The following is a 6395-nucleotide window of genomic DNA, read 5'->3' as shown; positions in this document are numbered from 1 at the left end:
CACAGGTTAAGCCCTCCAGCGCCGATGGTACTTGGGGTCATCCCCCGGGAGAGTAGGTCGCTGCCGGGATTAAAATTTTGAAATCTACCTTATAAAATTAAGGTAGATTTTTTATTTTATCCAAAAGTATTTTGGAGAATACGCTAGGTCCATTGATATGTCATGGTTTATATGAAAGTTAAATTATGCTAAAATGTGAAATAAGAAATTATCGTTGGCTCAAATTTGATAATGGGGTTTAAAACGTGATTAAAAAACTTTGTTTACAGGACATGGCGGCGGTAATGGACTTTTTAAAAATAGAACAGGCGAATGGGTATGGCATCGGCGTGCATCACGAAATTGTGTCAGGATTTAGTAAGTGAGGGCAGGGGAGTATGCCTTTTTTATGACGACCCGGAAGCCGGCCGCATATATAAAAAACTGGGATTTAAAGATATGGGCATGTGGTACATTATGGAAAAGGCTATTTAATATACCGTTATAAATCAATTCCACAGAGTCGGTACCCGAAGATAATGAAAATGTCATTCTCTCCTAAAAAAATATATATTTGTTATCTTTTTGACCAGCTTGAAATTAATTTAAAAATTGTATATACTATTTGTATATACTTTGTATAAACGTGGAGTGATAAATATGCAGTCCCGCATTAAAAAATGGGGAAATAGCTTGAGCATCCGTATCCCAAAGGTACTGGCTCAAAAAGTTGGTCTAACTGAAGGGACGCCGGTAGAGCTCCAGCTGAAGGACAGTGCAATTATTATCCGAAAAAAACGTTACAGTCTGGAAAAGCTTATGTCCCAGGTTACCCCACAAAATATTCATGGTGAAATAGATACCGGCAGACCGGTGGGGCGTGAAGAATGGTGAAGGAGGAATATGTACCCGACCGGGGCGACATTGTCTGGATAGAGTTAAATCCTCAGACGGGACATGAGCAGGCCGGCAGAAGGCCGGCACTTATAATATCACCGGGGCTTTATAATGGGAAAGTTGGTCTTGCCCTCATGTGCCCTGTCACTTCAAAAAAGAAAGGTTATCCTTTCGAAGTGGAACTGCCGGACGATTTAAAAGTTTCGGGAGTCGTGCTGGCGGACCAGATTAAAAGCCTTGACTGGCGGGCGCGCCATGCAGAATATATATGTGAAGCTCCTGCGCAAGTTGTTGCGGATGTGATTGACAAACTCAGAGTATTAATTTAAATTTCGAAAGCAGGCGGCGTATTTAAGAGACCGGGATGTGAAGATATATGGTCACGATGTGCCTTGAGGAAAACCTTAAACCCGATAAAAGTTTTTTAAAAAACTTCACATCCCTGAAACTTTTTTGCGGACTTTACGTCCAATAAGTAAGATGGTTAAAAAAGGGCCCATAATATAACGGGAGGTACTGCAGCATGAAGGGATTAAAATTTGTCATTTGGAGCCTGATTTTTTTGCTGGCCTGGCCGCCGTCTATTGGAGCTGAGCCCCTTTTGAAACAAAGGCCGGACGACATAAGGGTGTTGATTGAAGTGGACGACTACAAGCTTGCGAAATACGAGCCCGTCGAAGGCGCATATCTTGGAGCCTATGTGTATCAGGATACCCTGATAAATGGGGACATGAAGGAATTCAACCGCCTTACGGGGAAAAAGCATGCATCCTTCTTCCTCTACCTGGGTTACGGCCACAAGTTTCCCCGGTGGTGGATAGACCAGTTAAAGGAGGTCGGAGCGGCGGCCCACATCGCCTGGGAGCCCAACGACGGTCTGGATAAGGTGAAGGACGACGAATATTTACGGGGATTTGCCAGACAGCTGAAAGAGGCCGGTATACCGGTATTTTTGCGATTCGCTTCGGAAATGAACGGCAACTGGACCGCCTACAGCGGGGACCCAAAAAAGTACATAGAAAAATGGAGGCTTGTCCATGATGTGATGGAGCAGGAAGCTCCCAATGTGATGATGGTGTGGACCGTATTCACATTCCCACAGTCCACCATAAAAAAATATTACCCCGGCGACAAATACGTGGACTGGGTTGGAGTAAACATATACAATGTGGTTTACCACAATAACGATATAAAACACAGGGCTTCTCACGAAGACCCGCTGGAACTTCTGGATTACGTCTACGACACCTTCAGCCGGAGAAAACCCATCCAGATTTCCGAATATGGCGCCACGCATTATACCATAACCGATGGCAAGTATTACGAAGACTTTGCAGTGCAAAAGATAACGCGCATGTACAGCGGCATAAAGACCAGATATCCCAGGGTCAAGTCCATATTCTATTTTGATGTAAACAACCTGGTCAACGCCCCCGAAGGGCGCAGGATAAATAATTACGCCATTACTGACAATGACAGGATTTTAAAGACCTATTCGGCCTTGATCAAAGACCCTCACTTTTTAAGCGATATAGGTCCAAACCTGGAAGGCAGGGCCGACAGAGAATTGATGCACGTCAGAGACGGCGTCCGCATTGCCGGAGGCAGGGCTTTTGTATCCTCCCGGGTGCTGGAGGAATACATGAAGGCTTCGGTGAGATGGGACCCGGAGAAAAACCGGATTACAATAAGAAAAGGCGGCAGGACTGCCATCTTTAGTGTGGAGTCATATAAAAATGCCCTCAGAGGGTCAAAAGCTACGTTCATTTTGAACGGGACAGCCTATTTTCCGCTGCGGGAAGCGGCCCGGGCCGTGGGATACGGGGTAGTATGGGATGAAGGCGAAAATTTGATTAAAGTGGTGCTGGCGAGAGGAGAAACTTTATGAAGAAGTGGATTTCGGTGTTACTGATAGCGCTTGTTGCATTTTACACACCGGGATGTGCGGGGCGGAAAGTTTCCGCCGGACCCGGCGGCGACGGGGGACCGGGCGGGCAGCCGGCCGGTATAGACACGTTCTCAAATCCCCGGGAGCTGAACTACCAGGTGGTGGTGGTTGGAGCCGATCCCGAAGGAATAGCCGCGGCAGTTTCCGCCGCCAGGAACGGGCTTAAGACGGTGCTGGTGGACCGGCGGGATAGGGTGGGGGGGCTTTACACCGTGGGATGGCTCAACACCCTTGATATGAACTATAAGAGTGAAAAAACCAGAGAAGTGGTCAACAAAGGGATTTTCAGCGAGTTTCACCGGCGCATTGGAGGAGATGTGGCCTTCGATATACCCACGGCCAGGAAGGTGTTTGAGGATATGCTGAAAGAGGCCGGGGTAAGGGTTCTGCTCGAGGCTTCGGAAGTGGAGCCCATCATGGATGGAAATACTGTTCGGGGGATTGCCTTCAAAAGGAAAGGCAAAGCTTATAGAGCCCTGGCACAGGTGGTGATCGATTCCACCCAGGATGCCGATATTGCCGCCATGAGTGGTGTGCCGTATAAGTTCGGAAGAGAAGACCTGGGATTTCCCGGCGAGGTGGGAGCCACCACCCTCGTGTTTTCTGTAAAAAACGTCAACTGGAAAAGAGTTGTTTCCTACCTTCAGGGTGACAAAAATCCGTACAGCGGCGCCACGGATAAGAGCGCCTGGGGGTACGAGGTGATGTTCAGAGCACCCACGAAAGACCCCCATATCCAGATAAGAGGGCTGAACGCCGGCAGGCAGAAAGACGGGACCGTGGTTATCAATGCGCTTCAGATCTTTCATCTAAACCCCCTGGATGAAAAGGAAAAAATTAAAGCTATCGAAAGGGCCCGAGCCGAACTGCCGGGCATAATAGAATTCATGCGAAAAAACGCCCCCGGCTTTGAAAACGCCCAACTGGCCGGTGTGGCCCCGGAGCTTTACGTTCGGGAATCCAGGCATATCGAGGGTGAATACACTTTGACGGCTGAAGATGTTTTTGAAAACAGAAACCAGGAAACGGCTGTGGCCTTCGGCAGCTATCCGATAGACATCCAGGCCCGGGAAAAGGGCCAGACCGGTTGCGCCTTAAATGGCATCAACCCCTACGGCATTCCACTGGGGGTCATGGTGCCAAAAAAGGTGGACGGGCTTTTGGTGGCCAGCCGGAGCGCAAGCTACGATGCGGTGGCCCACGGCAGTGCCAGAACCGTGCCGGTAGGTATGGCACTGGGCCAGGCGGCGGGAGTTGCGGCTAAACTTGCCATCGAAAAGAAAGTGACCTTCCGGGAAATGGCGCACAGCGATGAGATGATCCGGGAAATACGGGACATCCTCACAAAACAGGGAGTGGATCTTAGCCCCATAAAAGTGGAAAAGCCGGAGATGAAAAGCTGGGCTTATCCATACATCCAGCGCCTCAGAGACAGGGCCATGCTCTCCAAGGGGTATTATAACGACTACCGCCTGGATGAAACCGCCACAGCCAATACCTTTCGGCGCATGTTTATCCTTATAAATTACAACTCGCCCTTGCGGATAGACATGCACGTGCTGGACGGGTTTGACCTCAATCAGCCCATAGCCGGCAGGGATTATATTCAGATAATAAACAGGATCCTGGGAAGCGATTACAGCAGTTACAAAGAGCTTTTGAAAGAAAATATCATAGATGAAACAACCTACCTGCGGGTGGAAAAACAGCGGGAATTTCTCACCAACGCGGAGGCTTACGCACTGGTGGACGGGCTGGTGCGGCATCTTGAAAAGAGGAAAAGAAGATGAAGAAGTTTTTTTTGACCGCCTTAACGATCACGGTAACGCTCATGCTGCAGGCCTGCGGCTTTTCACGTGCATCCGGTCCGGTCACTTCGCCGGGCATAGTAAGGCCGGCGGATTACAGAGTCTTTTTTCAAAAGGATTACCGCCTGGCAAAGTACGAGCCCGAAAAAGGGGCATATGCAGGCGCTTACGTGCTTCAGGATGCATATATAAACTACAGCATGAAGAAATTCAATGAACTGACCGGCAAAAAACACGCCGCCTTCTTCCGATACGTGGGTTACGGGCAGCCATTTCCCGAAGAGTGGGTGAAGCAGGTGATTTCGGCCGGAGCCGCCCCCCACATCGCCTTTGAGCCCAACCAGGGCCTGGACGGCGTAAAAGACGACGAATATCTGCGGGGCTTTGCCAGAGCCGCCGCCAGGACCGGCGTCCCCATATTCCTCCGCTACGCTTCGGAGATGAACGGCGCCTGGCCCAGATACACCGGGGACCCCGAAAAGTACATCCAAAAATGGAGACTGGTACATGACGTTATGGAGGAAGAAGCGCCGAATGTCATGATGGTATGGACCGTGTTCACCTTTCCCCAGAAAACCATCCCTCTCTACTATCCCGGCGACGAGTATGTGGATTGGGTCGGGGTCAACATATACAATGTGGTATATCACAACAACGATATAAAGCAAAAGGCCGATCATGAAGATCCGCTGGAACTTCTGAATTTTGTTTACGATATGTTCGGCGACAGAAAGCCCATCCAGATTTCCGAATACGGCGCCACACACTACAGCGTCACCGACGACAGGGATCACATCGAGTTTGCAAAAAGCAAGATCGAGAGGATGTATACCGGCCTTGCCAGATGGTATCCCCGGGTAAAGGCGATATTTTATTTTGACGTAAACAACCTGCTTAACGCCCCCCAAGGAAGGAAGATAAATAATTACGCCATAACCGACAACGAAGAAGTGCTTAACACATACAAAAAAGTCATAGCCGATGCCCACTTTCTGACGGAAGTGAAAGAAAACCGGGAAGGACAAACAGTTCCCCAGCTTTTTAACGCAAAAGACGGGGCTTATGTCGATGAAAGAGGAAATCTGTATTTGAGCCCCTCCGACCTGGAAAGATACCTGCCGGTAAAACTTGTTGAAGAGGGCAAATCCTGCCGGGTGACCGGCCCGGGCGGGCAGACGCTTATCGGCGGCTTAAGAGAAATTAAAATAAACGAAAAATCATATGTGGCGGCAGACCCGCTGCTGGCAGAACTGGGTTACAGGAAACAAATCGATGGAGAAAACAAAGTTATGATAATAGCAAAATGACACTGCATTATCGGATAGCCGTAACAGAGAACCGGCTGTGTCCGGAATGGAGAATTGCCCGTTACCGGGCATTTTTTTATTTCTAAAACACATCGCACATAAAATCTGATCACCTGAGAACCGGCTGGAAGATGAGAAGTAAATCGGAACCCGAACGATGATCATGAAAAAAAGTTTCTTAACGCGGGTCTTGTAACCGTTGAGAAAAGATGCCATCGGTGGTATTTTAATTAAAAAAGAGATGGTAAATCAGGTGGCAGAATATTTTTTGTGCGGCGGTTAATTAATTCATAAGCCTGAGCATAAGAGAGCTATGAGGAGCATAAAATATTTTAAAGCGAATATAAAGCATTAAAAACCTCTAAATACGGATATTGTCATTTGAAAACGCGGCAGGAGATATGGTATATTACAGGAGCGGTCACGAGGAGGCCGTGGAGAGCGGCCGAAGGCTGG

6 protein-coding genes are annotated in these 6395 nt (G+C 48.5%); all 6 read left to right on the top strand.

Going from position 1 to position 6395, the window contains the following annotated elements:
* Window positions 1-312: 312 nt before the first annotated feature.
* Complete coding sequence (locus ACKX14_RS15305; protein ID WP_422449193.1) at window positions 313-474, top strand: GNAT family N-acetyltransferase; 162 nt, start codon at window positions 313-315, stop codon at window positions 472-474.
* A 165-nt stretch (window positions 475-639) separates the two neighbouring features.
* Window positions 640-873, top strand: a complete 234-nt coding sequence (locus ACKX14_RS15300; protein ID WP_422449191.1) for an AbrB/MazE/SpoVT family DNA-binding domain-containing protein — start codon at window positions 640-642, stop codon at window positions 871-873.
* The gene (gene mazF, locus ACKX14_RS15295; RefSeq protein WP_422449189.1) at window positions 867-1205 is read left to right on the top strand and encodes an endoribonuclease MazF; all 339 of its coding nucleotides are present in this window, start codon (window positions 867-869) and stop codon (window positions 1203-1205) included. The genes ACKX14_RS15300 and mazF overlap by 7 nt, the downstream gene beginning before the upstream one ends.
* Before the next feature lie 194 nt (window positions 1206-1399).
* The gene (locus ACKX14_RS15290) at window positions 1400-2764 is read left to right on the top strand and encodes a stalk domain-containing protein (RefSeq protein ID WP_422449187.1); all 1365 of its coding nucleotides are present in this window, start codon (window positions 1400-1402) and stop codon (window positions 2762-2764) included.
* Complete coding sequence (locus tag ACKX14_RS15285) at window positions 2761-4614, top strand: FAD-dependent oxidoreductase (protein WP_422449185.1); 1854 nt, start codon at window positions 2761-2763, stop codon at window positions 4612-4614. The genes ACKX14_RS15290 and ACKX14_RS15285 overlap by 4 nt, the downstream gene beginning before the upstream one ends.
* Window positions 4611-5939, top strand: coding sequence for a glycoside hydrolase family 26 protein (locus ACKX14_RS15280; protein WP_422449183.1), 1329 nt, complete (start codon window positions 4611-4613; stop codon window positions 5937-5939). Before ACKX14_RS15285 ends, ACKX14_RS15280 begins: the two co-directional genes overlap by 4 nt.
* The last annotated feature ends 456 nt before the right edge of the window (window positions 5940-6395 follow it).

Origin of the sequence: Thermorhabdus hydrogeniformans, from assembly GCF_049310025.1 — a bacterium.
Lineage (GTDB): Bacteria > Bacillota > Thermosediminibacteria > Thermosediminibacterales > Tepidanaerobacteraceae > JBJYKD01.
Note: the sequence above shows the minus strand (reverse complement) of the source record. Positions and strands in the feature narration are given on the sequence as shown.